General features: G+C 76.6%; 24 protein-coding genes, 1 pseudogene and 1 riboswitch. Of the genes and pseudogenes, 12 read left to right on the forward strand and 13 right to left on the reverse strand.

Translation table 11 applies throughout. The features are described from left to right. The first annotated feature begins 210 nt into the window (after positions 1-210). Positions 211-326, forward strand: a riboswitch (SAM riboswitch). Positions 327-354: 28 nt separating this feature from the next. Beyond that, entirely contained in the window at positions 355-1,773 is a 1,419-nt protein-coding gene (locus tag Q0789_RS15075) for a bifunctional o-acetylhomoserine/o-acetylserine sulfhydrylase (RefSeq protein ID WP_298806652.1), read from the forward strand. Positions 1,774-2,038: 265 nt separating this feature from the next. Continuing rightward, complete coding sequence (gene rsgA, locus Q0789_RS15080) at positions 2,039-3,175, forward strand: ribosome small subunit-dependent GTPase A (RefSeq protein ID WP_298806654.1); 1,137 nt, start codon at positions 2,039-2,041, stop codon at positions 3,173-3,175. 324 nt (positions 3,176-3,499) lie between these two features. On the opposite strand, the gene Q0789_RS15085 is transcribed toward rsgA, so the two are convergent. Together Q0789_RS15085 and Q0789_RS15090 are read right to left on the reverse strand one after the other, a co-directional pair. Beyond that, complete coding sequence (locus Q0789_RS15085; RefSeq protein WP_298806656.1) at positions 3,500-4,318, reverse strand: LysM peptidoglycan-binding domain-containing protein; 819 nt, start codon at positions 4,316-4,318, stop codon at positions 3,500-3,502. A 497-nt stretch (positions 4,319-4,815) separates the two neighbouring features. Next, positions 4,816-6,012 (reverse strand): ScyD/ScyE family protein, encoded by a 1,197-nt coding sequence (locus Q0789_RS15090; protein WP_298806658.1) that lies wholly within the window; start codon positions 6,010-6,012, stop codon positions 4,816-4,818. A 337-nt stretch (positions 6,013-6,349) separates the two neighbouring features. On the opposite strand from Q0789_RS15090, the gene Q0789_RS15095 reads away from it, so the two are divergent. The 3 genes from Q0789_RS15095 (at position 6,350) to Q0789_RS15105 (ending at position 9,167) form a co-directional block, all read left to right on the forward strand. Further along, positions 6,350-7,312 (forward strand): hypothetical protein, encoded by a 963-nt coding sequence (locus tag Q0789_RS15095; protein ID WP_298806660.1) that lies wholly within the window; start codon positions 6,350-6,352, stop codon positions 7,310-7,312. A 195-nt stretch (positions 7,313-7,507) separates the two neighbouring features. Further along, positions 7,508-7,987: a cation:proton antiporter regulatory subunit gene (locus Q0789_RS15100; RefSeq protein WP_298806661.1), complete on the forward strand. Its 480-nt coding sequence runs from the start codon at positions 7,508-7,510 to the stop codon at positions 7,985-7,987. A 7-nt stretch (positions 7,988-7,994) separates the two neighbouring features. Next, complete coding sequence (locus Q0789_RS15105) at positions 7,995-9,167, forward strand: cation:proton antiporter (RefSeq protein ID WP_298806663.1); 1,173 nt, start codon at positions 7,995-7,997, stop codon at positions 9,165-9,167. A gap of 172 nt (positions 9,168-9,339) precedes the next feature. On the opposite strand, the gene Q0789_RS15110 is transcribed toward Q0789_RS15105, so the two are convergent. The 6 genes from Q0789_RS15110 to Q0789_RS15135 all read right to left on the reverse strand — a co-directional run bounded on the left by Q0789_RS15110 (position 9,340) and on the right by Q0789_RS15135 (position 15,611). Then, on the reverse strand, positions 9,340-10,374 hold the full coding sequence (locus Q0789_RS15110; protein ID WP_298806665.1) for an aldo/keto reductase: 1,035 nt from the start codon (positions 10,372-10,374) through the stop codon (positions 9,340-9,342). 199 nt (positions 10,375-10,573) lie between these two features. Further along, positions 10,574-11,419, reverse strand: a complete 846-nt coding sequence (locus tag Q0789_RS15115) for a biotin-dependent carboxyltransferase family protein (protein ID WP_298806667.1) — start codon at positions 11,417-11,419, stop codon at positions 10,574-10,576. Further along, positions 11,416-12,048 carry an allophanate hydrolase subunit 1 gene (locus tag Q0789_RS15120; protein ID WP_298806668.1) on the reverse strand — a complete coding sequence of 211 codons (633 nt, stop codon included), beginning with the start codon at positions 12,046-12,048 and terminating at the stop codon, positions 11,416-11,418. Before Q0789_RS15120 ends, Q0789_RS15115 begins: the two co-directional genes overlap by 4 nt. Positions 12,049-12,115: 67 nt before the next feature. Further along, positions 12,116-12,898 (reverse strand): LamB/YcsF family protein, encoded by a 783-nt coding sequence (locus Q0789_RS15125; protein WP_298806670.1) that lies wholly within the window; start codon positions 12,896-12,898, stop codon positions 12,116-12,118. A gap of 38 nt (positions 12,899-12,936) precedes the next feature. Then, positions 12,937-14,130: an NRAMP family divalent metal transporter gene (locus Q0789_RS15130; protein ID WP_366917754.1), complete on the reverse strand. Its 1,194-nt coding sequence runs from the start codon at positions 14,128-14,130 to the stop codon at positions 12,937-12,939. A gap of 62 nt (positions 14,131-14,192) precedes the next feature. Further along, complete coding sequence (locus Q0789_RS15135; protein WP_298806675.1) at positions 14,193-15,611, reverse strand: hypothetical protein; 1,419 nt, start codon at positions 15,609-15,611, stop codon at positions 14,193-14,195. A gap of 244 nt (positions 15,612-15,855) precedes the next feature. Between Q0789_RS15135 and Q0789_RS15140 the strand changes: the two genes are divergently transcribed. Next, the gene (locus Q0789_RS15140) at positions 15,856-16,689 is read left to right on the forward strand and encodes an alpha/beta hydrolase (RefSeq protein ID WP_298806677.1); all 834 of its coding nucleotides are present in this window, start codon (positions 15,856-15,858) and stop codon (positions 16,687-16,689) included. Further along, complete coding sequence (locus Q0789_RS15145; RefSeq protein WP_298806679.1) at positions 16,686-18,449, forward strand: EAL domain-containing protein; 1,764 nt, start codon at positions 16,686-16,688, stop codon at positions 18,447-18,449. The genes Q0789_RS15140 and Q0789_RS15145 overlap by 4 nt, the downstream gene beginning before the upstream one ends. Before the next feature lie 30 nt (positions 18,450-18,479). On the opposite strand, the gene Q0789_RS15150 is transcribed toward Q0789_RS15145, so the two are convergent. Beyond that, a complete protein-coding gene (locus Q0789_RS15150) occupies positions 18,480-18,992 on the reverse strand; it encodes a DUF4188 domain-containing protein (protein ID WP_298806681.1) in 513 nt (170 codons plus the stop codon). Between Q0789_RS15150 and Q0789_RS15155 the strand changes: the two genes are divergently transcribed. Continuing rightward, positions 18,972-19,724 carry a TetR/AcrR family transcriptional regulator gene (locus tag Q0789_RS15155; protein ID WP_298806683.1) on the forward strand — a complete coding sequence of 251 codons (753 nt, stop codon included), beginning with the start codon at positions 18,972-18,974 and terminating at the stop codon, positions 19,722-19,724. The two genes, Q0789_RS15150 and Q0789_RS15155, sit on opposite strands and share 21 nt — an antisense overlap. On the opposite strand, the gene Q0789_RS15160 is transcribed toward Q0789_RS15155, so the two are convergent. After that, positions 19,721-20,428, reverse strand: coding sequence for an SDR family oxidoreductase (locus Q0789_RS15160; protein WP_298806685.1), 708 nt, complete (start codon positions 20,426-20,428; stop codon positions 19,721-19,723). The two genes, Q0789_RS15155 and Q0789_RS15160, sit on opposite strands and share 4 nt — an antisense overlap. A gap of 92 nt (positions 20,429-20,520) precedes the next feature. Here Q0789_RS15160 and Q0789_RS15165 point away from each other — a divergent pair, with 92 nt between their 5' ends. After that, positions 20,521-21,153: a VOC family protein gene (locus Q0789_RS15165; RefSeq protein WP_298806687.1), complete on the forward strand. Its 633-nt coding sequence runs from the start codon at positions 20,521-20,523 to the stop codon at positions 21,151-21,153. A gap of 51 nt (positions 21,154-21,204) precedes the next feature. Here the strand turns inward: Q0789_RS15165 and Q0789_RS15170 are convergent. Further along, positions 21,205-22,250: pseudogene (locus Q0789_RS15170) on the reverse strand (WYL domain-containing protein). Between the two features lie 107 nt (positions 22,251-22,357). Here Q0789_RS15170 and Q0789_RS15175 point away from each other — a divergent pair. The 3 genes from Q0789_RS15175 to Q0789_RS15185 all read left to right on the forward strand — a co-directional run bounded on the left by Q0789_RS15175 (position 22,358) and on the right by Q0789_RS15185 (position 24,178). Further along, on the forward strand, positions 22,358-22,789 hold the full coding sequence (locus Q0789_RS15175) for a VOC family protein (protein WP_298806691.1): 432 nt from the start codon (positions 22,358-22,360) through the stop codon (positions 22,787-22,789). 89 nt (positions 22,790-22,878) lie between these two features. After that, the gene (locus Q0789_RS15180) at positions 22,879-23,376 is read left to right on the forward strand and encodes a DUF6153 family protein (protein WP_298806693.1); all 498 of its coding nucleotides are present in this window, start codon (positions 22,879-22,881) and stop codon (positions 23,374-23,376) included. 97 nt (positions 23,377-23,473) lie between these two features. Next, positions 23,474-24,178, forward strand: a complete 705-nt coding sequence (locus tag Q0789_RS15185) for a DUF305 domain-containing protein (protein ID WP_298806695.1) — start codon at positions 23,474-23,476, stop codon at positions 24,176-24,178. A gap of 60 nt (positions 24,179-24,238) precedes the next feature. On the opposite strand, the gene Q0789_RS15190 is transcribed toward Q0789_RS15185, so the two are convergent. Further along, complete coding sequence (locus Q0789_RS15190) at positions 24,239-24,748, reverse strand: GNAT family N-acetyltransferase (RefSeq protein ID WP_298806697.1); 510 nt, start codon at positions 24,746-24,748, stop codon at positions 24,239-24,241. Next, positions 24,745-25,113: a metalloregulator ArsR/SmtB family transcription factor gene (locus tag Q0789_RS15195; protein ID WP_298806699.1), complete on the reverse strand. Its 369-nt coding sequence runs from the start codon at positions 25,111-25,113 to the stop codon at positions 24,745-24,747. The genes Q0789_RS15190 and Q0789_RS15195 overlap by 4 nt, the downstream gene beginning before the upstream one ends. Positions 25,114-25,216 lie beyond the last annotated feature (103 nt).

A 25,216-nucleotide genomic window follows, 5' to 3' on the forward strand; every position in this document is an offset into this window, starting at 1 on the left:
GACAGGGGCGATCAGTCATACCGGACCTGGCGACCAGGAACCCCCTCGACGAGGGAGCGCGAGGAAGGTAACGGGGGCGGCGCGCACCGCCGCCCGCCCGCACGACGACCCCGGGGCCGCACCGGCCCCGGGGTCGACGCACGTCCGCCCGGGTCCGGCGCCTGAGACGCCTCTCCCGAGGCGTGGACACGTCGTCGTAGGCTCGGTCCAGGTCATGAGCGCCAGCGCGAAGCCCCGGCTCGCTGGCCGGCAACCCTCCTCCTGCGGCGGGGTGCCCCGGGTGATGACCGGGCCGCCGCCCGTCCGGGCGCCGGCAAGCGCGGGCTCACGCGAGCCCCCGGCACTGGGAGCAGCATGTCCTCCTCGCAGACCCCTCCGGCCGACCGCCCCACGCCGTCGACGCCCGTCGACGGCCCCGACGCGGCGGAGCCGGTGACGCACGGCGTCGCCGAGCCCGCCCCGGGCGGCTGGTCCTTCGAGACCCGGCAGATCCACGCCGGCTCGGCGCCCGACCCGAGCACCGGGTCGCGGGCGCTGCCGATCCACCAGACGACGTCGTTCGCGTTCCGCGACACGGAGCAGGCGGCGAACCTCTTCGCGCTGTCCGAGCTCGGCAACATCTACACGCGCATCACCAACCCGACGACGGACGCCGTCGAGCGCCGCATCGCCGACCTCGAGGGCGGCGTCGGCGCGCTGCTCGTGGCGTCGGGCCAGTCGGCGGAGACCCTCGCGATCCTCAACGTCGCGGAGGCGGGCGACCACGTCGTCGCGAGCCCCAGCCTCTACGGCGGCACGGTGAACCTGCTGCGCTACACGCTGCCCAAGCTCGGCGTGACGACGACCTTCGTCGAGGACCCCGACGACCTCGACTCCTGGCGCGCCGCGGTGCGGCCGAACACCAAGGTCTTCTACGGCGAGGCCATCCCCAACCCCCGCGGCGACGTCCTCGACGTCGAGGGCGTGGCGGGCGTCGCGCACGAGGTGGGCGTGCCGCTCGTCGTCGACGCGACGGTGGCGACGCCGTACCTGCTGCGGCCGGTGGAGTGGGGCGCGGACGTCGTCGTGCACTCGGCGACGAAGTACCTCGGCGGGCACGGGACGGCGATCGGCGGCGTCATCGTGGACGGGGGGACCTTCGACTACGCCCAGCACCCCGACCGGTTCCCGGGCTTCAACCAGCCCGACGAGAGCTACCACGGGCTCGTCTACGCGCGGGACCTCGGCGTCGGCGGCGCGCTCGGCGCCAACCTGGCGTACGTCCTCAAGGCGCGCGTGCAGCTGCTCCGCGACCTCGGCCCGGCCATCTCGCCGTTCAACGCCTTCCTCCTCGGGCAGGGCATCGAGACGCTGAGCCTGCGGGTGGAGCGCCACGTCGCCAACGCCCAGGCGGTCGCCGAGTGGCTCGAGGCGCGCGACGAGGTCGAGCGCGTCCAGTACGCGGGCCTGCCGTCCAGCCCCTGGCACGCGCGGCAGCAGAAGTACGCGCCGCGCGGCGCGGGCGGCGTGCTGTCCTTCGAGATCGCCGGCGGGATCGAGGCGGGGAAGCGGTTCGTCGAGGGGCTCGTGCTCCACAGCCACGTGGCGAACATCGGCGACGTGCGCAGCCTCGTCATCCACCCGGCGTCGACGACGCACAGCCAGCTGTCCCCGGCCGACCAGGAGAAGGCCGGCGTGACGCCGGGCCTCGTGCGGCTGTCGGTCGGGCTCGAGCACCTCGACGACATCCTCGCCGACCTCGACCAGGGCTTCACCGCGGCCAAGGGCGCCTGAGCCCCCCGCCGCCCCTCCGGCGAGGGGCGATGTGTGGCCATGTCGCCCTTGGCGACCGCGCCGGTGGGGCGATGTGTGGCCATGTCGCCCTGCCGACGTGGAGGTCGGGCGATGTGTGGCCATGTCGCCCCTCCCGGAGCGTCTCCAGGGGCGGCATGGCCACACATCGCCCCCCGGGGGCCGGCCGGTCGTGGGGTGGCCGCAGCGACGCGCGGGTGGAAATGCGGGTGACGGCGAGCGCGGGCGCCGCGCACCATCGCGGGCCATGAGCACCTCGCCCGAGCAGCCCTCCGCGCTCGAGAGCGACCTCGCCGCCCCCGCGCTCGCCTCCCTCGGCCTGGCCCCGTGGGTGGCGGCGCTGCTGCGGGCGGCGGCGGACGGCGTCCCCGCACGGGCCGCAGCCGGCGCCGAGCGGCGGGCGGCACGCGTCGTCCGGGTCGACCGGGGCCGTGCGCACCTCGCGACGGCGGACGGGGCGGTGGCGGCCGCGACCCGCACGCTGGCCGGGCGGCGGGCCGGAGTCGAGGGTGCGCTCGTCACCGGCGACTGGGTGGTGTGGGCGCGCGACGCCGACGAGGGGCCCGCCGTCCTCGCGCGGCTCGCGCCCGCGACGGCGCTCGTGCGGCGCGTCGCCCAGGACGACCTGTCGCAGCAGCAGGAGCTGGCCACGTGGGTGGACGTCGTCGCCGTCGTCGTGCCGCTGGACGTCGAGGTGTCCGTCAGCCGGCTCGAGCGGACGCTGGCCGTGGCGTGGGAGTCGGGCGCGCGGCCCCTCGTCGTGGCGACGAAGGTCGACGTCGTCGCCGACGCCGGCGCCGAGCGCGAGCTGCTCGACCGGTCCGCGGCGGGGGCCGAGGTGCTGCTGACGTCGAAGGCGTCGGGCGCGGGCCTGGAGGAGCTCCGCGCCGCCGTGGGCACGGGGACCCTGGCGCTGCTCGGGCCGTCCGGTGCGGGGAAGTCCTCGCTCGTCAACGCGCTCGTCGGCGAGGAGGTGCAGGCGGTCGGCGCCGTCCGCGGCGGGGACGGCCGCGGGCGCCACACGACGACGGCGCGCGAGCTCGTGCCGCTGCCCGGCGGCGGCGTCCTGCTCGACACCCCGGGCGTGCGGGGCCTCGGCCTGTGGGAGACCGCGGACGGCGTCGACCGCGCCTTCGAGGACGTCGCGGCGCTCGCGGCGCGGTGCCGCTTCGCCGACTGCTCGCACTCGGTGGAGCCGGGCTGCGCCGTCACCGCGGCGCTCGAGAGCGGCGAGCTGCCGGAGCGGCGCTGGCGCAGCCACCAGAAGCTGCAGCGGGAGGCGGCCGCGCTCGCCGTCCGCCACGACGAGCGGCTGCGCCGCGAGCAGGCGCGGGCCTTCAGCAAGCGCGTGCGCCTCACCGCCGGCCCGACACGCCACCGCTGATCGCCCGGTCCCGGTGGAGGTGACGTCTCCTCCACCGTGGAGCGGCCCTGAGAGGCGAAGGTGACGCCTCCTTCACCGGGGGAGGGCTCTGGAGGGTGCAGGTGACGCGTCCTTCAACGGGTAGGGGCTCCCGGGGTGGAGGTGACGTCTCCCCAACCGTGGAGCGGCCCTGAGAGGCGAAGATGACGCCTCCTTCACCGTGGAGGGGCGCCCAGGCGTGAACGTGACGCCTCCTTCACCAGGGCAGCGCCCGTCCGGACGCACGCGGGGGCGGGACGGACGTGCGTCCGTCCCGCCCCCGGCGGTGTCCCTGCGGGCTGCGGCTCAGGGGAGCTGCAGCACCTGCCCGACGTAGATGGCGTTCGGGTTGGAGACGGTCGAGCGGTTCGCGGCGTAGATCGCCTGCCACGTGGTGCCGTTGGCCGCCGCGATGCGCGACAGCGTGTCGCCGCTGCGCACCGTGTACGTGCCGCCGGACGGCGCCGGCGTCTCGCCGCCACCACCGCCGCCGCCGGGCACGCGGAGCACCTGGCCCACGTAGATGGCGTTGGGGTTGGAGACGCGGTCGCGGTTGGCGTCGTACAGCGCCCGCCAGCTGGTGCCGAAGCGGGCGGCGATGGCGCCGAGCGTGTCACCGCTGCGGACGGTGTACGTCGCGCCCGACGGCGCCGGGTCGGACGGCGGCGGGGGCGTGGGGGCCACCGAGCCGCCGGGGGGCGTGGGCGAGCCGGCCTTCTCGGCCTCGCCGTAGCCGAGCTTGCGCGTGCAGGCGGGCCAGGCGCCCCAGCCCTGCACGTCGAGGACCTTCTCGGCGATGGCGAGCTGCTCCTCGCGCGTGGCCAGGTCGGCCCGCGGGGCGTACTGCTGGCCGCCGAAGCCGACCCAGGTCGGCTGGTAGAACTGCACGCCGCCGTAGTAGCCGTTGCCGGTGTTGATGTCCCACCGGCCGCTGCTCTCGCACTGGGCCAGGCGGTCCCAGACGGCGTCGGTCGCGGCCGAGGCGGAGGACGCCGTCGTCAGGCCGACGAGGGGCGCGGCGACCAGGGCGGCCACCGCACCGAGCCCCACGGGGCGGCGGACGCGGCGGGTGCTCGTCGTCGTGGTCTGTCGCGAGCTGCGGATGTCGAGACCTCTCGCGCGCACGCCGTCGGCACAGCCGTCTCCGCCCCGCGCAGGGTGTGGGGGACGGCCGCCGGGCGGAGAGGGCGCGAGCGGCCGCGCTGGTTCGGTGCGCCGCAGCAGGGCGGCGCGTCCGCCGGGGCGCGGATGCGCACCGGTGCGCCGGGGCGACGTCGCCGCCTCCGGTGCCAGGACGCGCGCGACGCTAGGTGACATCACGGGACGATGACAACCCGAGCGGGTGAATCGGCGCGGATCCGTGGGCGGGCGAGAAGGGCTGAGCGGCAGCACCTGTCGAACCACACGAGTGTGATTCGCGGGTGGTGAGGGGCAGAGGGGGTCGCCTGCGCCCCGTGGCGCCTGCCGAGGAAGGTCACTCGCGGTGACGGTCGGGACCCTGCGCGTCGGCGCCACGGACCGCGCGCCGTGACGCACGACGGCCCCCGTCGGTGCTCCAAGGAGCACCGACGGGGGCCGTCACCGGGCGGTCGAGCGTCCCCTCGCCCGCTCGAGGGTTCGCCTCAGAGTTCGACGCGCAGCACCTGCCCCGTCGGCCCGAGCGCCTGCGTCGTCACCCACAGGTCGCCGCCGGTCACCTCGACCGCCGCCGGCAGCTCCGCCTCGAGCACGGTGATCGGGGCGTCGGCGCCCGGCGCCAGCGCCACGACGCGACCGCCGAACAGCTCGGTGGCGTAGACCGTGCCGTCGTCGCCCACGGCCACGCCGGTGGCGGCCAGCAGTCCGTCGAGCACGGTCGTCACCGCGCCCGTCCGCGGGTCGACGCGCACGACCGAGCCGCGCGCCCCGAGGCTCGGGTCCTCCGGCCCGCCCGGCAGCAGGCTGGCGTAGAGGGCGCCGTCCGGCCCCGTCTCGACGTCGGTCGGGACGGGCTCGAACCAGTAGGTCTGACCGACGACGCAGTCGGGCAGCCCGTTCTGCGCAGCCACGTCGGCGGTGAGGACGGCCGGCTGCGCGGGCAGGGCGGCCACGACGTCGACGCGCCCCCGCACGTCGACGGACAGCAGGGCGTTGCCGCCGGCGTCGGCCACCGCCGTGCGCCCGCCGCGCATCCGCGCCGTCGCGTACGGGTGGGAGTACACCTCGCCGGTGTAGCGGCCGGGGAAGCCCTCGGGGAGCTGGTCGAGGCAAGTCTGCGCCGTGTCGCGCAGGCCGTAGAGCGTGCCGCCGTCGGGGTTGGCGGCCTGCTCGTGCGCGGCGAGGTCCGCGACGACCTCGACCCGTCCGCGCCGGTCGACGCGCTCGAGGTTCGCGACGGCGTCCGGCCCCTCGCCGAGGGAGTGCGTGTAGAGCACGCCGGCGGCCGAGGGCGCCGAGACGCCGGCCACCTCCTCGCCGGGCAGGGCGACGAGGTCGGTGCGCCCGCCGGTCCGGTCGAGTCGGGTGAGGAGCCCGGCGAAGGACTGCGCGACGACGACGTCGCCCCGCGGCGTGGCGTCCAGGGAGAGCGGCCCGACGAGGCCGTCGGCGACGACGGTCACCTCGGGCGGGTCCGCCGCGGTCACGTCGGGCGGCTCCGCCGCGATGGCGGCGGGGGCCCCGGTGAGGGCGAGGCCCAGGGCGACGGCGGTGGTGGCCGCGGCGGCCCGGGGGCCGCTCGCAGGGGTGCGGCGCCTCGTCGAGGACGAGCGCGCGGGGTGCGTGCTGCGGGTGGTGCTGGTCGTCGTGGCGACGCGCCCCGGCGACTCCGGTCGGTCCATGGCAGATCCCCCAGGTGCCCCGCCCCGGCGGTCGGTGCGGGGTGCGGCGGGAGCCCCGTCGCCCCCGCTGGCGGGGGTCTACTCCCGTTCGCGCCACGCCCGCCACCCTTTTGGGTGACCTGGGCGGTCGAGGATGCGCGCCGACGCCCGCCTCGATGCCTTCTGCGCCTTTCGTCCTCCCCGACGGGGGAGACGTCGCATGGTCGGGCGTCGTCGACACCGTGCGCCCCCGGAGGCGGGCGGGCGCGCGCTCGTCCCGTCGCCGACCCGCGAGGGTTCTCGGCGACCGCGCCGCAACCGGGTTGCCGCACCTCCGGCGGGAGGACAGCGTGAGCCCATGAGCGCACTCACCCGGGGCCTGACCGCCGGTGCCGTCGGCACGACCGTCCTCAACGCCGTCACGTACGCCGACATGGCGCTGCGCGGCCGCTCGGCCAGCGACACCCCCGAGCGCACCGTCGACGCGCTCGCCGACCGCCTCGGCACCGAGGTGGGCGGCTCGGGCGACGAGCGGGAGAACCGCCGGACGGCGCTCGGCGCGCTGTCCGGCACGGCCACGGGGCTCCTCGTCGGCGTCGTCACGAGCTACGCCCACAAGAAGGGCTACGCCGTGCCGGGCGTGCTCGGCGGCGCGGCGACCGGCGCCCTCGCGATGGCGGCCTCCGACGGCACCATGGCGGCGCTCGGCGTCAGCGACCCGCGCGACTGGGAGACCTCCGACTGGGTGGCCGACGCCGTCCCGCACCTCGCCTACGGCCTCGCGACGCACGCGACAGTGCAGGCGCTCTCGCCCCAGCCCGGCGACGCGGTGCGCTCCTCGGCGTCCACGGGCCTGACCTTCCGCTCCTTCCTCCTCGGCCTCGCGACGGGCGGGCGGACGTCGCTCGGCGTCGCCGGCCCCGTCCTCACCGACGCCCGTCCCGAGGGCCCCGGGGTGCTCGCGCGCCTGGGCGCGCTCGGGGCCCTGGTGACCGAGGTCGTCATGGACAAGCAGCCCTCGACGCCGTCGCGCACGGAGCCGGGGCCCCTCGGCGGTCGCGTTGCGGCCGGCGGGCTCGCGGGCGCGGCGCTCGCCGCCCGCGACGGCAGCACCCCGACGGCGCCCGCGGCGGCCGGCGCCCTCGGCGCGTTCGCCGGCTCCCACGCGGGTCTCGCGTGGCGGATGTGGGCGGGTCGCAAGGGTTCGCCCTTCTCGGAGGACTGGCAGGCCGCGCTCGTCGAGGACGGCGTCGCCGTCGCGCTCGCGCTCGTCGCGTGCCTTCCCGGCCGTCGCGGCCAGCGGACCGCCGTCGTCGGCTGAGGCCCGCCCCGTGGTGGAGGAGGCGTCACCTCCACTCTCAGGGGCACCTGGGGCGTGAAGGAGGCGTCACCTTCACCCTGAGGGGCGCCCGGGGCGTGAAGGGGGCGTCACCTCCGCGCTCCTCCCGCCCCGCCGCGGCGACGTCCTAGCCTGGTGGGGTCGCGGCCGCGCGGGCGCGACGACGAGGAGGTCGGCGTGGAGGTCGAGGAGACCCGGCTGCCCGGGGTGGGGCTGCGGCACGACCTCAGCACCCGCGCGGGCCGGCGGGTCGGGGTGGTCTCGCAGGTCAACGGGGACCGGGAGCTCGTGATCTTCGACGACGACGACCCCGACCTCGTGCGCACCTCCGTCCGCCTCACGTCCGAGGAGGGGGCGGCGCTCGCCGACCTGCTCGGCGCGCCCCGCGTCGTCGAGCGCCTCGCGCGGCTGCGCGAGCAGGTGCAGGGGCTGACGACGGCGGGCGTCGTCCTGCCCGAGGGGTCGCCCTTCGCGACCGGCACGCTCGGCGAGACCGAGATCCGCACCCGTACGGGCGCGTCCGTCGTCGCCGTCGTGCGCGACGGCGAGGTGACGCCGTCCCCGACGCCCGACTTCCGCTTCGCCGCGGGTGACAAGGTCGTCGTCGTCGGCACCGACGACGGCGTGGCGGCGGTGCGGCGCCGCCTCGGGGGCTGAGGGTCGCGTGGGCACCGCCCAGCTCCTGCTCGAGCTGGGCGCCGTCCTGTTCGGCCTCGGGCTCGTCGGGCGCCTCGCGAGCCGCGCCGGGCTCTCGCCCGTGCCGCTGTACCTGCTCGCCGGGCTGGCGTTCGGCACGGGCGGGCTGCTGCCGCTCGCCGCCCCCGACGGCTTCTTCGAGGTCGGCTCGGAGATCGGCGTCGTGCTGCTGCTCCTCATGCTCGGCCTCGAGTACTCGGCCGACGAGCTCTTCGGCCAGCTGCGCCGGCAGGCGCCGGTCGGCGTCGTCGACGTCGTCCTCAACGGCGCACCGGGGGCCGTCGTCGCGCTCGTGCTCGGGTGGGGGCCGCTCGGCGCGCTCGCGATGGCGGGGGTCACCGCGGTCAGCTCGTCCGGGATCGTCGCCAAGGTCCTCACCGACCTCGGCCGTCTCGGCAACCGCGAGACGCCCGTCGTCCTCGGCGTCCTCGTGCTCGAGGACCTCGCGATGGCCGTCTACCTGCCGCTGCTCACCGCGCTGCTCGCGGCCTCGGGCGCCGGCCCGATGCTCGTGTCGGTCGCGGTGGCGGCGTCCGTGCTCGTGCTCGTGCTCGTCGTCGCCCGCCGGCACGGGCACCTGCTGAGCCGCCTCCTCGCCTCCGACAGCAGCGAGACGCTCCTGCTGCTCGTCCTCGGGCTCGCGCTGCTCGTCGCGGGGGCGGCCGAGGGCGTGCACGTCTCGGCCGCGGTCGGCGCCTTCCTCCTCGGCATCGCCATCTCCGGGGAGGTGGCGACGTCGGCGCGCCCGCTGCTCGAGCCCCTGCGGGACCTCTTCGCCGCCGTCTTCTTCGTCTTCTTCGGGCTGACCACCGACCCGCGCGTGCTGCCCCAGGCGCTCGCGCCCGTCGCGGTGCTCGTCGTCGCGGGGGTCGCCACGAAGATGGCCACGGGGTGGCTCGCGGCCCGCCGCGCCGGCATCGGGCCCGGTGGTCGGATCCGCGCCGGCGCGGCGCTCGTCCCGCGCGGGGAGTTCTCCATCGTCATCGCGGGGCTCGTCGGCAGCGCCGTCGACCCGCTCTTCGCGCCGACCGTCGCCGCCTATGTGCTCGTCATGGCCGTGCTCGGACCGCTCGCGCCGCGCGTCACCGACCCGCTCGCCCACCGCGCCGCCGTCCGCGCCCGCCGGGCGGCCGCCGGCTGAGGGGCGCCGCGCTCGGCGGCACCCCCTGCCCAGCGGTCCCCCCCTCCTGGCGATGTGTCGACGAAGTGCCCCTGGAGGGCGCTCCTCGAGGGCGATGTGTCGACGAAGTGCCCCTGGAAGGCGCCCTCGAGGGGCGATGTGTCGACGAAGTGCGTGCGGACTCCTCGAAGGGTCAGCCGCGGTGCGGACGACGACGCCGCGAGGCGTCCGCGATCGCCGGCGGCACGTACCCGGCGTCGGCCGCGGCGATGGTGCGCCCGGGCGGGACGATCTCGTCGATGCGGTCGAGCACGTCGTCCGGGAGGCGAACGTCGGCGGCGCCGAGCTGGCTCTCGAGCTGCTCCATCGTCCGCGGGCCGATGATCGGCGAGGTCACCGCCGGGTGGGCCAGCGTGAAGCCCAGCGCGAGGTGGATGAGCGACATCCCCGCCTCGTCGGCGAGCGTCCCGAGCGCGTCGGCGGCGTCGAGCTTCGCCTGGTTCTCGGGGGAGGAGAGGTCGTAGCGCGCGGGCATCCGCGCGGCGCGGCTGCTCTCGGGCGCGTCCTGGCCCTTGCGGTACTTGCCGGTCAGCCAGCCGCCGGCCAGCGGGCTCCACGGCAGGACGCCCATGCCGAACTGCTCGGCGACGGGCAGGACGTCGGCCTCGACGCCGCGGGCGAGGATCGAGTACGGCGGCTGCTCGGTGACGAAGCGCTCGCGGCCGCGGCGCTCGGCCACCCACTGCGCCTCGACGACCTGGTGCGCCGGGAACGTCGACGAGCCGGCGTAGAGGACCTTGCCCTCGCGGACGAGGTCGGTGAGGGCGCCGAGGGTCTCGTCGAGCTCGGTCTGCGGCTCGGGCCGGTGCACCTGGTACAGGTCGATGTGGTCGGTCTGCAGACGGCGCAGGCTGTCCTCGACGGCGCGACGGATCCAGCGGCGCGAGTTGCCGCGGGCGTTGACGTCGTCGCCCATCGGGTTGTGGAGCTTGGTCGCGAGGACGACGTCGTCGCGGCGGCCCTGGAGGGCCTTCCCGACGATCTCCTCGGACTCGCCGTTCGCGTAGATGTCCGCCGTGTCCACGACGTTGATCCCCGCGTCCAGCGCGCGGTGGATGATCGCGATCGAGTCGTCGTGGTCGGGGTTCCCCCAGGCGCCGAACATCATCGCGCCGAGGCACAGGGGGCTGACCTGGACGCCGGTGCGTCCGAGGGTGCGGTGCTCCACGGGTGGTCCTCTCCGGAGTCGGAGGTCCGCAGCGCGGGGCGCGTCCCGAGGACGGGTGCCCGGGGCCACGGGCCGGGTGCGACCGCCACGCTAGGCCGCACGCTCCGCGCGTGCCGAGTGAGAACCCCGCGAGCCTGGACGCCGTTGCGCAGCAGGCGTCCCACCGCGCCGACGCCGGCGGGCGGGGCGGCGTGAGAGCTCAGCGCGCGGGGCGCAGGAGCAGTCGCTGGCCGGGACGCAGCTGGGCGCAGCGGTCGACGTCGGCGTCGACGACGCACCCGATGACGGGGTAGCCGCCGGTCACCGGGTGGTCGGCGAGGAAGAGCACGGGCTCTCCGGACGGCGGCACCTGCAGCGCGCCGCGGACCATGCCCTCGCTCGGCAGCTCGCCGTCGCGGGCGCGCTCGAGGGCGGCGCCCTCGAGCCGGACGCCGACCCGGTTGCTCTCGCTCGTCACCGCGTACGCGCCGGTGGTGAGCGCCGCCCACGCGGCGCCCGTGAACCAGTCGCGGCGCGGCCCGGGCAGCACGCGCACGACGACGTCGCCCGCCGCGGGCTCCGGCACCGGCGCGACGTCGACGTCGGGGAAGCGCGACGGCGCCGGCCCCGCGGCCAGCGCGTCGCCGGCCCGCAGCGCCGCCGGCCCGAGGCCGGAGAGCACGTCGGTCGACCGCGAGCCCAGCACGGCGGGCACGTCCACGCCGCCGCGGACGGCGACGTAGGTGCGCAGCCCCGCCTCCGGCGGGCCCAGCCGGAGCTCCTCCCCGGCGCGCAGCGCCACGACCGCGTCGTGCGGAGCCCCCGGGCACCGCGCCCCGGCGAGGGCGACGACGACGTCGCGCTCGGCCCGCAGCGCCAGCCCGCCGAGCGTCACCTCGAGCGCGGCGGCGCCGACCTCGTTGCCGACGAGGCGGTTGGCCAGGGCGTACGACGCGCGGTCGCACGCGCCCGAGCGCCCGACGCCGAGGGCGGCGAGCCCCGGGCGCCCGGCGTCCTGCACCGTCGTCAGCGGGCCGGGCGCGAGGACGGTCAGCGCCGTCGTCACGAGCCCGCCCGGACGGCCGTGAACCGCACGCGCGCCCCGGGCACGAGCAGCGCCGGCGGGTCGCGGTCGAGGTCGAAGACGGGGAGGTCGGTGCGCCCCAGCAGCTGCCACCCGCCGGGCGACTCCCGCGGGTAGACGCCCGTGAACTCCCCGGCGAGCGCCACCGACCCGGCGGGCACCCGGGTGCGCGGCGAGGACCGGCGCGGCACCTGCCACTCCTCGTCGCCGTCCGCGACGAGGTACCCGAAGCCCGGCGCGAAGCCGCAGAAGGCGACCGTCCACTCCTGCGCGGTGTGCCGCTCGACGACGCCGTCGGCCCCCCAGCCGGTGAGCTCGCCGATCTCCTCGAGGTCCTCGCCGTCGTAGACGACGGGCACCTCGACGAGGTCGCCGCCCGCTCGAGTGCCGCGGACGCCTCGCCGCGTCCGCGCGCCCCGCACCGCCGCCTCGACCGCGGCGGCGTCGCCGGCCTCGGGGTCGAGGTGCAGCAGCAGCGTGCGGGCGGCGGGCACGAGGTCGAGCACCCCGGCGGGAGGGTCGTCCTCGAGCGCGGCGTAGAGGGCGAGGACGTCGTCGAGCGCGTCGAGCTCCACGAGCAGCCCCGAGGTCCCGCAGGGCAGGACCCTCACGAGGCCCTCGGCGCCGGGCTCACGGCCGGGCCGACGGCCGGGCCCACGGCCCGGTCCACGGCTGGGCTCACGAGCGGGCTCCGCCGGGCTCGGCGGCGAAGGGCGCGAGCTCGACGCCGGCCTCCTCGAGGGCGCCGCGGACCCGGCGGGCGAGGTCGACGGCGCCGGGGGTGTCGCCGTGCACGCAGATCGAGGCCGGGCTGACGGCGAGCGGGCCGCCGTCGACGTCGGTGATCCGGCCCGTCGTCGCCATGTCGACGCACCGCCGGGCCACGGCGTCGGCGTCGTGGAGGACCGCCCCGGGCAGGCGCCGGCTGACGAGCGTGCCCTCGGGCGTGTACGCCCGGTCGGCGAAGGCCTCCTCGACGACGGTGAGCCCCGCCTCCTCCGCGAGCCGCAGCCAGGCCGAGCCGGGGAGCCCGAGCACGGGGAGGGAGGCGTCGTAGGCGACGACCGCCTCGACGACGGCCGCCGCCTGCTCCTCGTGGTGGACGATCGCGTTGTACAGCGCGCCGTGCGGCTTGACGTAGCGCACCCGGCTGCCGGCGACGCGGGCGAAGGCGTCGAGCGCCCCCACCTGGTAGATGACGTCGTCGGTGAGCGCCTGCGGCTCCACGTCGATGAACCGCCGCCCGAAGCCGGGCAGGTCGTTGTAGCCGACCTGCGCGCCGATCGCGACGCCGCGGGGCACGGCGGCGTCGCACACGCGCCGCATGATCGAGGCGTCGCTCGCGTGGAAGCCGCAGGCGACGTTGGCGCTGGTGACGACCTCGAGCAGGGCGTCGTCGTCGCCGAGGGTCCAGCGGCCGAAGCCCTCGCCGAGGTCGGAGTTGAGGTCGAGCCTCGTCATGGGAGCACCTTTCCGTCTAAGGGCCGGGCACGCACGGGTCAGCCCGTGAAGAGCCCGACGACGCCGCCGAAGGAGCGCACCGCCAGGTACAGCGTGAGCAGCCAGGCGAGGGCGCCGACGACGAGCAGCGCCCGCGGGTAGCGGTAGCCCTGCAGGAGGTCGGCCCGGCGCCAGGCCACCCACAGCAGCACGCCGATGGCGAGCGGCAGCAGCAGGCCGTTGAAGGCGCCGGCGAAGACGAGCAGGGTCGCGGGCGCGGCGCCGACGACGACGAAGGCCGTCGTCGTGACGACGATGAAGGCGACGACGAGCAGGGTGCGCGCCCGCTCCGAGGTCCGCGTGCGCGAGGTGATGAAGCTCACCGACGTGTACGAGGCGCCGATCACCGAGGTGATCGCGGCGGCCCAGAAGACGACGCCGAAGACGCGCAGCCCCACCTCGCCCGCCGCCTGCTCGAAGGCGGACGCCGGCGGGTTGTCGGAGGCGAGCGTGGCGCCGCCCGCGACGACGCCGAGCACGGCGAGGAAGAGCACGACCCGCATGACGCCGGTGATGACGATGCCCGTGACCGAGCTCCGGGTGATGTCGCCGACCCGCTCGGGGCCGGACACGCCGGAGTCGAGGAGGCGGTGGGCGCCGGCGAAGGTGATGTAGCCGCCGATCGTGCCGCCGATGAGCGTCGTGATGGCGAGGAAGCTCACCTCCTCGGGCAGGACGACGTTGCGCAGCGCCTCGCCGACCGGCGGCGAGGACGTCACCGCGATGCCGACCGTCAGCACGATCATCACGAGACCGAGCACGACGACGATGCGGTCCATCGCCACGCCCGCGCGCTTCGACAGGAAGATCGCGATGGCGATGACCGCGGAGATCGCGCCTCCGATCCGCGGGTCGAGGCCGAGCATCGCGTCGGTGCCGAGCCCGGCGCCGCTGACGTTGCCCACGTTGAAGACGAGGCCGCCGACGAGGACGAACGCGGCCATGACCCAGCCGAGCCCCGGCAGCGTGAGGTTGCCCAGCTCCTGCGCCCGGCGCCCCGAGACGCCGATGACGCGCCAGACGTTCAGCTGCAGCGCGATGTCCACGACGATCGACACGACGATCGCGAAGGCGAACGCGGCGCCGAGCTGCGCGGTGAAGGTCGTCGTCTGCGTGATGAAGCCCGGGCCGATCGACGACGTCGCCATGAGGAACATGGCGCCGAGCAGCGTCGAGCGGGTGCTCGCGCGCATCGACGACGACGGGCGCCCGCCCTCGGGGGCCGTCGCGGGGCCGCCGGGGGCGGGGCGCTCGCTCACGAGCCGCTGCCGGCGACGGCGGTGCCGGCGGCCTCGACGAGGGCCACCGTCTGGTCGACGACGGCCTGCCGGTCGGCCTCGAAGGCGGGGCTCGTCAGCACGTTCAGGTCGTCCGGGTAGACCAGCGAGGAGATGTGCAGGTGCCCGCCCGGCAGCTCGTCCAGGCCCGCCCCGAGCCGCAGCCGGTTGGTGCGGTACATGCTCTCGTTGGACAGGTAGTTGCCGCCGGGCGCGCTCGCGGCGCGCGATCCGGGCGAGGGGTCGGCGGCGGAGCGCAGCGAGCCCGGGTCGGGGTAGGTGCCCGCCGGCCACTCGGTGATGCCGTCGTGGAGCACCACCGGCCACGGGCCCGTGCCGGCGTCGACCATCGCCTGGTACGGCAGGGTCGTCTCGATCCACTGCGGCGACGGCTGCGGCTGCGGCCACAGCGCGGCGGCCGAGATGGGCCCGTACTGGATGGCGCGGTTGTTGTCGGGGAAGCCGCCGCGGAAGCCGCCGGCCCACTGCTCCACGTCCATCCGGCCGCGCCCGGTCTGGCTGATGGTCATGATCATGTCGGCGCGCTGGTCCGGCGGCGGGCCCGCGGGGTCCTGCGGGCCGCCGTCCGGCGTCCCGCCGACGAGCCACGGGCCGAAGGCGTCCTCGACGATCCCCTGGTCGAAGTCGCTCCAGTTCACCGGCAGCACGACGGCCTGGACGACGACGGTGCCGTCCTCGGTCTCGACGGTCCGCCCGTCGAGCTGCAGCGCCGAGGCGCCGGAGGGGTTCGAGTTCCGCAGGCTCGAGTCGAGGCTGTAGGTGTCGAAGCCGCTGACGAGGACGCGGGTCACGTCGTCGCCCTCGGGGAAGGACACGGAGTCGATCCCGCGCGAGGAGTAGGACAGCCCGCGGATCAGCGCCTGCCGCTGCAGGCTGCTCAGCTCGAAGGGCGGCTGCCACTCCCGCAGCGCCCGCGCCATCGTGGTGCGCGCCCAGTAGAGGGGCCGGTCGTCGTAGCGGTCGATGGTGCCGATCTGCGTGCGCCCCTGGGCGCGGTCGACGGCCGTCCGCCACAGGTCGGCGCCGTACTGGTCGACGATCCCGGTCGCGATGTCGAGGCGGCGCGTGAGGCACAGCCGCCGCTGGAACCGGTCGACGAGGCGGTCGAAGCCCGCGGCCTCGATGAACCGCCGCGAGGCCGCCTCGGTGTCCTCGCCGGGCAGCGGCAGCCCGAGGCGCTGCTCCTCGACGGTCAGGGGGCCGCCCTCGGCGTAGCAGTCCGCGCCGCGCGGTCGCTCGGGCGCGGCGGTGCCGGGAGGAGGCGCGGCCGCGACGGTCGAGGCCGCGACGACGGCGGCCGCCACGGTCGCGACGCCGGCGACGAGCGAGCCGCTGCGGCGGGCGGTCCAGGGGGCGGTCCAGCGGGGGAAGGGCATGGGGAGCGGCCTCTCGTCCTGAGCGCCGGCAGCGTGTCCGTCGGCTCGACGCCGTGACGCTAGGGCGGGCGAAGGGGGACGGCAAGGACTCTCCTGACGTACCGGGGCGAGACGACGGCAGGGCGCCGTCCGGACCGGTCGGCTCCTCGCGCTCAAGGTGTCGGCCCGGTGTGCCGATGGGCGTGGTGACCGGGTCCGTGAACAAGCCGCGGGTGACCGGTCGTCGTCCGGAGGAGTGGGCGCTGTGGCAGCCGCAGGCGTCGGGACCGGTAGCGCGGTCCGCCGCAACCACGTGACGCAGCAGGGCGTCCCCGAGGGGTCGGTGGTGCTGCTCGCCCACGGCTTCGGTGCCGACCAGAGCGCCTGGGGCGAGGTCGTGCCCGCGCTCGCCGAGCACCATCGCGTGGTGCTCGTGGACCACGTGGGGGCCGGTCGCTCGGACCTGTCCGCGTACGACCGGGAGAAGTACTCGACGCTGGAGGGCTACGTCGACGACCTCCTCGAGGTCTGCGCGGAGCTCGACCTGCGCGAGGTCACCCTCGTCGCCCACAGCATCAGCGCGATGATGGCGCTGATGGCGTCGCTGCGGGAGCCCGGGCGCTTCGCGCGCCTCGTCCTCGTCGCGCCGTCGCCCTGCTACATCGACGACCCGGCCACCGGGTACGTGGGCGGCTTCTCGCGCGCGGACGTCGAGGAGCTGCTCGAGTCGCTGGACGCCAACTTCTGGACGTGGTCGTCCACGATCGCGCCGATGGTCATGGGCAACCCCGACCGGGTCGAGCTGGGGGAGCGGCTGACGAGCAGCTTCCGCGCCACCGACCCCGACATCGCCCAGCACTTCGCCCACGTGACGTTCTTCTCCGACGTCCGTGGCCTCCTCGACCGGGTGACCGTCCCGGCCGTGGTGCTGCAGTGCGTCGACGACGTCCTCGCCCCGCCCGAGGTGGGCGACCACCTGCACGCCCACCTGGCCGGCAGCACGCTCGTGCACCTCGAGGCCTCGGGGCACTGCCCGCACCAGTCGGCCCCCGAGGAGCTCGTCGGGGCCGTCCTCGCCGCGCTCGCCACCGCCCCGTGACGTCGCTCGATCCCGCCCGCGACCGGCGCGCCGCGGACGACGGCGACGCGGCCCGGTGGCGCGAGCTGTACGACGACGCGCCCTGCGGCTACCTCACGGCCACCGACGACGGCACGCTGACGCGCGTCAACGCGACCTTCTGCACCTGGACGGGGCACCGGCGCGAGGCGCTCCTCGGGACGCGGCTGCAGCGGCTCCTGCCCGTCGGGGACCGCATCCTGTGGACCACCGCGTGCCTGCCCCGGCTGAGGACCACCGGTGCCGTCGCGGAGACGATGGTGGAGGTGGTCTCCGCCGACGGCGCTCGCCGCGCCGCGCTGCTCAGCGCGACGCGCCGCCCGCCGGGCGACGGCGAGCCCGCCGAGCTGCGGGTCGTCGTCTTCGCGGCGCACGAGCGCCGTCGCCACGAGCGGGAGCTCGTCGACGCCCTGCGCCGGGCCCGGGAGGCGGAGAGCCAGCGCGTGCAGGCGGAGCAGGAGATGCGGCGGCGCGCGCTGCGCGACGACCTCACGGGGCTCCCGAACCGGGCGGCGCTCGTCGAGCGGCTCGAGGAGGACCTGACCGGGCGCCCGCGGGAGGGGGTCGGCGTGCTCCTCGTCGACCTCGACCACTTCAAGGCGGTCAACGACAGCCTCGGCCACGCCGCCGGGGACGAGCTGCTCGTGCTCGTCGCCGAGCGGCTCACCGCGGCGGTCCGGGGGAGCGGGCTCGTGGCGCGGCTCTCCGGCGACGAGTTCGTCGTCGTCGACGAGCTGGCCGACGACGCCCGGGCGGCGGCCGTGGCCGAGCGCCTCATCGAGGTCCTCACCGCCCCCGTGGTCCTCCAGGACCTGGAGATCGTCGTCTCGGCCAGCGTCGGCGTCGCCCGCTCCGTGGCCGGTGAGGGCGCGGAGCGCCTGCTGCACCGCGCGGACGTCGCCGTGCACCGGGCCAAGGCCCGCGGCCGGAACTGCGTCGAGGTCCACGACCCCGACCACGTCGACCCGGCCGCCGGGCGCCTGCGGCTGCTCGGCGAGCTGCGGCAGGGCATCGAGCGGGGCGAGCTGGTGGTCCACTACCAGCCGCGGATGGACCTGCGCGGCGACCGCCTCGCCGGCGTGGAGGCGCTGGTGCGCTGGCAGCACCCCGAGCGGGGCCTGCTGCCGCCCGCGGCCTTCATCGGGGTGGCGGAGGAGTCCGGTCTCGTGCGCCGGCTGGGCGCGCGCGTGCTCGACGAGGCGCTCGCCCAGACGGCGGCGTGGGCCCGCGCGGGCGGCGCACCGGTGGAGATCGCCGTCAACCTCTCGGCCCGCCAGCTCGCCGACGCCGACCTCGTGCCCCTCGTCGAGAGGACCCTGGAGCGGCACGGCGTCGCCCCGGCCCTCCTGACGCTGGAGGTGACCGAGACGGCGCTCATGGACGACCCGGACGCCGCCCTGCTGACGCTCACGGCGCTGAAGCGGCTCGGCGTCACGCTCGCGGTCGACGACTTCGGCACCGGGTACGCGAGCTTCACCTACCTGCAGCGCTTCCCGCTCGACGAGCTGAAGATCGACCGCTCCTTCGTCGCGGGCATGGAGGGCAGCCGCGGCGACGCGGCGATCGTCGCCACGTGCGTGCAGCTCGCCCGCTCCCTGGGCCTGCGGTCGGTCGCCGAGGGGGTCGAGACCGCCGCCCAGCGTGAGGCCCTCGTCAGCCTCGACTGCGACATGGCGCAGGGCTACCACTACGCCCGCCCCCTGCCCGCCGACGAGCTGGCCCGCTGGGCCGGGCGGCGCTGAGGCGGCGGGGCGCCGTGGCTCGGGGAGGTCCTACGAGCGACCCGAGCGGGGCGCGACGTCGCCCCGCATCCGGTCGGCCGCTCGCTCGCCGCGCGGCGGCACGGGCACCGAGCGGGTCGCCGCCGCGAGGCCGTGCTCGGGCATCTGCACGTACACGGACTCCGCGCGGCCGGGTCCCACGAGGTAGGTCTCGTGGAAGATGCCGACCGCCGCGCCGCCGCGCCGCGCCCGCTGGTTGAAGGCGCGCCAGGCGGGCAGGTGCTCGGCGTCGGAGGCGGACGCGTACTGCTGCAGCAGCTCCCACGAGCGCCAGTACTGCCGGACCATGAGGGTGCGCCCCGACCAGTACGTGCGTGCGTGGAGGAGCCCGCGCTCGGGCTGCTGCGCCAGCTCGCGCAGCATCCGCGGCATGGCGCCGAAGACCGGCAGCCACGCGCGCACGTCGCGCAGCCGGTTGAAGCGCATGCCGATGACGAAGACGACGACGTCCTGCCCGTCCAGGTCGGCGGTGCGTCGTCCTGCGTGGACCTGCGTGCTGGCCATGGCGATCTCCTCGAGCGGCCGGGGGTCCGGCGCCGGTGTGGACGGCGTCAACAGAGGGCAGGATGTGGACGGCGTCCACACCTGCGGGCGCGCCGACGGAGGGAGCAGGCGCTGGAGCGCACGACGTACCACCACGGCGACCTGCGCAACGCGCTCGTCGGCGCCGCGACGACGGCCGTCCGCGCGGGCGGGCCGGACGGGCTGGCCCTGCGGGAGGTGGCGCGCGAGGTCGGCGTCAGCCCGAACGCCGCCTACCGGCACTTCGCCGGCCGCGCCGACCTCCTCGCGACGGTCGCCGAGCACGCCCGCGGGGCCATGGGGGCCGCGATGGCCGAGCGGCTCTCGGCGGTGCGCCCGGACGACGACGCCCTGGCCCTCGCCCGAGCCCGGCTGGCGGCCGTGGGCCGGGGGTACGTCGAGTGGGCGGTGGCGGAGCCGGGGCTCTTCGGCGTCGCCTTCGGCGCCCCGCCCGAGGCGGCCAAGGCCGACGGGCCGCCCGGGTGCGTCGGGGGCCCCGACCCGTGGTCGATGCTCCAGGAGCGGCTCGCCGAGCTGGACGCCGCCGGCGGCCTCGGGGCCCGCGGGCGCGACGGCGCGGACACGGCGGCGTGGGCGGCGGTGCACGGGCTGGCCGTCCTGCTCATCGGACCGCTCGCCGGTCTCGGCCCGGCCGAGCGGGAGGTCGCGCTCGCCCGCGTGCTCGCGACCGTCGGTGCGGGGCTGGCGGCCTAGAGCACCGGCGTGATGACGAGCTCGTCGACACGCACGTGCGGCGGGGCGTCGAGCACGTGCTGGATGCTCGCGGCGACGTCGTCCGGCGTGAGCATCCGGGCCCGCGCCGCGGCGTCGGGGACCTCGGGTCGGAGCTCGAGGAAGTCGGTGGCGACGTCGCCGGGGCACAGGTGGCACGCGCGGACGCCGTGGCGCGCCTCCTCGGCGTTGAGCGTGCGGACGATCGCGCCGAGCGCCGTCTTGCTCGCCGAGTAGGCCACGCCCGCGCCGTCGCGGTGCGCCCAGCCGGCCACCGACGAGACCACGACGACGACGCCGGCGCTGCGGCGCAGGTCGGGCAGCGCGGCGTCGAGGACGGTGGCGACGGCGCCGAGGTTCGTCGCCACGACGTCGTGGAAGGTGGCGACGTCCTGGTCGGCCCAGCGGCGGCGCGGCGTGTTGGTGCCGGCCGCGAGGACGAGCCCGTCGAGGCGGCCGTGCCGCTCGAGCACCTCGGCGCGCGCGGCGGCGACGGCGTCGACGTCGCGGACGTCGACGGGGAGCGCCGACGCGGCGGGGCCGATCGCGGCGGCGGTCTCCTCGAGGACGTCGGGCCGGCGGCCGCTGACGACGACGCGCCAGCCCGCCGCGGCCGCCGAGCGCGCTGCCGCGGCGCCCATCCCCGAGCCGCCGCCCGTCACCCACAGCACCCGTCGGTCGTCCACGCGGCCTCCTGCCGTCGGCGGCGGCCGTGCGGACGCCGTCCCTGCGGGCCATGCTCGCGCGGGTGGCCAGTGGTGCGGAGCAGAGGATCACCGTGCAGGACGTCGATGACGCCGGGCTCGGCGACTGGCGCCTGCTCGCGAACGGGCTCCACGCCCGCTTCCGCACCGGCGGGATGCCGGCGGGCCTCGCGCTCGTCGCGGCCGTCGTCGCGGCGGCAGAGGAGCTCGACCACCACCCCGACGTCGACCTGCGCATGACCCACGTCGACGTCCGGTCGGTGAGCCACGACGTCGGCCGCGTCACGCGCCGCGACCTGCGGCTCGCCCGGCGCATCAGCGACGTCGCAGCGGACGAGGGCTTCGCCGCCGAGCCGCACGCGCTCGCGCAAGTGGAGGTCGCCCTCGACACCGCCGACCTCGCCGCGGTCGGCCCGGTGTGGGCCGCGCTCCTCACGGGCGACGCGGGCGCGCTCGACGGGAACGACGTCGTCGACCGGAGCGGGCGCACCCCGCTGCTGTGGTTCCAGGGCACCGACCCGCACGCGGTGCCGCGCCAGCGCTTCCACCTCGACGTGTGGGTGCCGCACGACGTCGCGCGGGCGCGCATCGACGCCGCGGTCGCGGCGGGCGCGCGGGTCGTGGACGAGTCCGCTGCGCCGTCGTTCCTCGTGCTCGAGGACCCGGAGGGCAACCGCGCCTGCGTGTGCACGGCGCTCGACCGCTGAGCACCTGCCGCCGGGGAGGACGAAGGGGCGGCGCCCGGGCATCGTCGCAGGTCAGGGGCGCGGCTCCTGCTGAGGTCGCTGCTTCGTCCTCCCCGGCGGCGGCTGTCGCCCCGCCGCGGCGCACCGCTCGGCGAGCTCAGCGAAGGCGCGGGCCAGCTCGGGAGGCCGCTCGACCTCGATGTCGGCGCCGAGGCGCAGCAGGGACGCCGCCAGGCCGGTCCACGACCAGGCGCCCGCGGTGACGCGGCAGTGGTCGTCGTCGAGCGCCTCGACCGCGCCGTCCACCAGGTACGGGGCGACCTCGGTCGCGGGGGCGTTCACGACGACGCGCCCCTCGCAGGGCCACGCGCCCGACTCGCCGGGGTCGCGCGAGCCGCGGAAGAGGGCGGCGACGAAGGCGGCGGGGTCACCGCCGGGGACCTCGCGGGGGCTGAAGCGCGGGCCGCTCGGGGTGCGCGGCGTCATGCGGTCGAGGCGGTGGGTGCGCCACTCGCCGCTCCCCGCGCCGTCCCGGACCGGCGCGGCGGGGTCCCAGCCCAGGAGGTACCAGCGCCCGCCGCGGGACACGACGGCGTGCGGCTCGATCCGGCGGGGCGGACGGTCCTCGTCCTCGAGGGCCGTCGGCGAGGCGTAGTCGAAACGCAGCACCTCGCGGGCGCGCACGGCGGCGGTGACGGCGAGCAGCACGCCGGCGTCGACCGGCGCGGCGCTCGTCGGCAGCGGGGCGACCTCGACGGCGTCCACCCGTGCCCGCAGCCGCGCGGGCAGCACCTGGCGCACCGTCGCGAGGGCCCGCTCGCGGCGTCGCCCGCGCCGACGCCGCTCGCGGAGGCCAGCTGCAGGGCCACAGCGAGGGCCACCGCCTGCTCGTCGTCGAAGAGCAGCGGCGGCAGGTCCGCGCCGGCGCCGAGGCGGTACCCGCCGTCCGGGCCGGTGGTGGACCGCACCGGGTAGCCGAGCTCGCGCAGCCGGTCGACGTCGCGGCGGACGGTGCGCGGGCTCACCGCCAAGCGCTCGGCGAGCAGGCCCCCGGGCCAGTCGCGGCGCGCCTGCAGCAGCGACAGCAGGGTCAGGAGCCGTCCGGGGGTGCCGCTCATGACGTCGAGGATGGCCGACGTCGAGGCCAGGACCTGACCGCAACCCCCGCCACGGTGGACCTCGTCCCCAGGGCGCACGGCCCCGGGGCGAGACGGAGGAGCCCGCCATGAGCGTCACCACCACGACCCACCTCAACTTCCGCGGCCAGGCCCGCGAGGCCCTCGACCACTACGCCGCCGTCACCGGCGGTCAGGTCATGGCCTTCACCTTCGCCCAGGGCGGCGACGACGCCGACGCCGCGGACGGCGCGGTGCCCGACCAGGTGAAGTGGGGGCAGGTCACGGCCGCGTCCGGCTTCTCGGTCATGGCGTACGACGTCCCGCCGGCCCGGCCCCACAGCCGCGGCGAGGACCCTCTCTTCGTCTCGGTGCGTGGCGACGACGCCGACGAGATCACCCGCATCTTTGAGGGCCTGGCGGAGGGCGGCGTGGTGCGCGCGCCGCTGGCGCCGGCGGGCCACGCGCCGCTGTACGGCATGGTCACCGACCGCTTCGGCGTCACCTGGGTGCTCGACGTCGTCGCCCCCTGGGCGGGGTGACGCCCCGGCCGGACCAGCGGACGACGCCCCTCGTGTGTACCCCCGGGGGGTAGCCGTACCGTGGAGGTCCACCACCCCGGAGGTTTCCCGTGAGCGATCGAGCGACGAGCCGTCCGCGGCCCGTCGGTCGTGCGGACGGCCCACCGGGCGCCGCCCTGCTGCGGCTGCTGCTCGTACTCGCCGCCGTCCTCGGCGTCGTGGGCATGCACGGGCTCACCTCCGGGCACGGCCACCACGGGGCGGCGTCCGTCGACCGCGGCGCCCACGTCGCGGTGGCCGGGACGACGGCGGGTCACGACGGCCATGCGGTCCAGGGGGCGGTCGGCGCTGCCGTCGGGGACGACGTCCGCCCGTCGGACCCGAGCCCGGTGGGCGGGGCGGCGGACGTCCTCCTGCACCTGTGCCTCGCCGTCGTCACGGCCGGGGTCGTGGCGCTCGCCGCCGTCGTCGCGCACCGCTCCCGGCGTCGCGCGCCGCGGGCGGGTCGGTCGGCGTGGTCTGCGCTGCGCGGCCTCGTCGTCCCGCTCCTCGCCGCGCCCCCCTGGACGCACCTCTCCCGCGCGCAGCTCTGCCTCTGGCGGGTGTGAGCGGTCGTCACCGGTGGCACGACCACCGGTGACGACCCTCGCCCGCCGCGCCCCGCCCGGGGCCGCGGCTCCGCAGCCGTACCGGAGGACCGCACCTGTGACGACCCAGACCATCACCAGCATGCGCAGCACCAGCACGCGCACCGCCAGCACCCGCTCCACCGCCCGCCGCGCCGCGGGGGCCCTCGCGCTCGCCGCCGGCCTCGTTCTCGCCGGCTGCGGCAGCGACGTCGAGGAGGGCGCTGCGACGTCGATGACCTCCCCGGAGCCCAGCGCCTCGGCCGGCTCGTCGGCCACGGCCTCGGCGGCCGACGTCGCCTTCCTCACCGGGATGGTCCCGCACCACCGCCAGGCGACGGAGATGGCCCAGCTCGTCGACGGGCGCACCGAGAACGCCGAGGTCATCGCCCTGGCCCGGCAGATCGAGGGGGAGCAGCAGCCCGAGATCGACGAGATGAGCGCCCTGCTGCAGTCCTACGGCGAGGCCGTGCCGGAAGGCATGTCCGGCGAGGGCATGTCCATGGAGGGCATGGACCACGAGGGCATGGACCACGGCGGCATGTCCGGGATGGAGGGGATGATGAGCCCCGAGGACATGGCCTCCCTCGAGGCCGCGTCCGGCGCCGAGTTCGACCGGATGTGGCTCACGATGATGGTCGAGCACCACCGCGGCGCCGTCACCATGTCGGAGACGGCCCTCGAGGACGCCCAGGACCCGCAGGTCCGGGAGCTGGCCCAGCGGATCATCACCGCGCAGCAGGCGGAGATCTCGACCATGGAGGGGTTGCTCGCGCAGGGCTGACCGCCTGAGCCGGCCCTCACGGCTGACGGCGTCGTCCCGCGGGACGACGCCGTCGGCCGGTCAGGCCGGCGCCGGCCCGTTCCGCTCGACTCCGGGCGGCGTCGCGTCGTCGAGCCGTCGCTCCAGGCACACCGACGTCGCGGAGTCGACGTAGGGCCCGAAGCGGGGGATCGGCGTGAAGCCGTGGCGGCCGTAGAAGCGCAGCGCGGCGGCCTGGGCGTCGCCGGTCTCGAGGCGCAGGACCGTCGCGCCGCGCTCCCGGGCGTGGGCGACGAGGGCCTCGAGCAGCGCGTCGGCGACGCCGGAGCCGCGGTGCGCCGGGGCGACGTAGAAGCGCTTGAGCTCGCCGCCGCCCTCGTCGTCGAGCTCGACGCCCACGATGCCGACGAGCGTCCCGTCCATGCTGGCGCCGAGGAGGTGCACCGCGGACGCCGCCAGCTGCTCGGGCGTGTACCCGAAGGTCTCGTCCTCCGTGTAGCCGCCGGTGGCCAGCTCAGCGGTGAGGGCGTCGACGAGCGCGAGCACCGCGGGGTCGCGGACGTCGACGGGGGCGACGTCGACCGTCGTCACGGTGCGGGCTCCCCGCGGGTGAGGTCGACGAGCGCGCGCAGGCAGTGCTCGCGCAGCGGCTCGGGGAAGCCGGCCACGAGGCGGTAGAAGACGACGCGCCCCTGCTTGCGGTTCGTGACGAGGCCGGCGCCGCGCAGCACGCGCAGCGCGTAGCCGACGGCGTCCTCGCTCGCGTCGAGGGCGAGGGCCAGGTCGCCGACGCAGAGCTCCTCGACGGCGTCGAGCGCGTGCAGCACCCGGGCGCGTGTGGGGTCGGCGAGCACGGTGAGCACCTCCGCCATGGCGACGGCGTCCTCGCGCGAGGGCACCCGCGTCTTGGCGCGCGCGACGCGGTCGGCGTCGACAGGGTGGGCGTGGTCGGCCACGTCTCCTCCGTGCTCCGTGCGGTGGGCGCTTCCCGATACCCGTGCGGTCGTCCGGGTGTAGCGTCCGGCCGGCGCTGGTGATGGTCCCAGGAGGTGGCGCGTG

This window comes from uncultured Pseudokineococcus sp. (assembly GCF_947499845.1).
Lineage (GTDB): Bacteria > Actinomycetota > Actinomycetes > Actinomycetales > Quadrisphaeraceae > Pseudokineococcus.